This window comes from Halobacillus sp. BBL2006 (assembly GCF_000786645.1).
In the GTDB taxonomy this organism is placed as follows: Bacteria; Bacillota; Bacilli; order Bacillales; family Halobacillaceae; genus Halobacillus.
In genome coordinates, this window is record NZ_JRNX01000680.1 from 1 (window position 1) to 1,126 (window position 1,126).

The following is a 1,126-nucleotide window of genomic DNA, read 5'->3' on the forward strand; positions in this document are numbered from 1 at the left end:
GCCTACTTCCTTCTCCCACGGGAGTCTCCCCCTACCACCACGACCCTTATCATATAGAGTTATCGAAATCGAACGTAAAGTTCCTTACCTCCCAAATAAAAGTCTCGAAACTGAGTTTTCCGGAATAGGAAGCTTTAATGGAATAAGAAAAAATAACCATTAAGATTTTATTACATACATAGATTCAAACATTTGAGCCAAACTACATCTGACTACACTATAAAAGGAGCGAATGAATGTGAAGTTTTGGATGTGGCTAGGCGTTATCATGCTATCAGCAGTGCTATTTGTACAGACCCCCCAAATCACTCACGCAGCAACCGATACGTACATTGTCAAAAGCGGGGATACGTTATGGAAAATTTCCAAACGCTATCAGATAGGATTATCAGAAATTATCAATGCAAACCCTCAGTTCAATAATCCTGATTTAATCTATCCAGGCGATCGAGTGACGATCCCATTAAAAACACAGATTAAGTCAGTTGAACAACAAGTCATTGACCTGACAAATCAGGCAAGAGCAAAGAATGGACTGCCAGCGTTAAAAGAAAATTGGCAGCTTTCCAGAGTGGCCAGGTACAAATCGAGAGACATGAGAGATAAAGGATATTTCTCACATAATTCTCCTACTTACGGGTCTCCATTCCAAATGATGAGAGATTTTAATATCAACTATCGAAGAGCAGCAGAAAACATTGCAGCCGGTCAACGGACTCCACAAGAAGTGGTTAACGGCTGGATGAATAGTGCTGGTCACAGGAGAAACATCCTTGATCCGAACTTAACGCAAATTGGTGTGGGTTATGCCAAAGGTGGAAGTTACGGACATTACTGGACACAACAATTCATTAGTCAATAAGCAAAAAGGCCGGTGACTTTCATCGGCCTTTTTTGTATCCATCCCTTTACAGAGAAAGTGTTTATGATTATGATAGTACACAGAGTTTTAATTTGAGAATGATTATCAATTCCGATGGAGGGCGATGAAATGAAACATAGAAAGTGGATGTTATTTATACTTATGGCAGTCTTCACCTTAGTTCTTACTGCGTGTGGAAGTGGTTCAAATGATGAACAATCAGCTGAGGATGAATCAAAAGAAGAGACAAAAGAAAAAACACAA

At 39.7% G+C, this 1,126-nt stretch carries 1 protein-coding gene; it reads left to right on the forward strand.

The window, feature by feature from the left end:
• The first annotated feature begins 232 nt into the window (after nucleotides 1-232).
• Complete coding sequence (safA, locus tag LD39_RS18190) at nucleotides 233-862, forward strand: SafA/ExsA family spore coat assembly protein (RefSeq protein ID WP_369793264.1); 630 nt, start codon at nucleotides 233-235, stop codon at nucleotides 860-862.
• Nucleotides 863-1,126: the final 264 nt, after the last annotated feature.

Bases quoted from the DNA above. Each gene is read 5' to 3' on its own strand.
- safA (WP_369793264.1), top strand. From the start codon at position 233: ATGAATGTGAAGTTTTGGATGTGGCTAGGCGTTATCATGCTATCAGCA.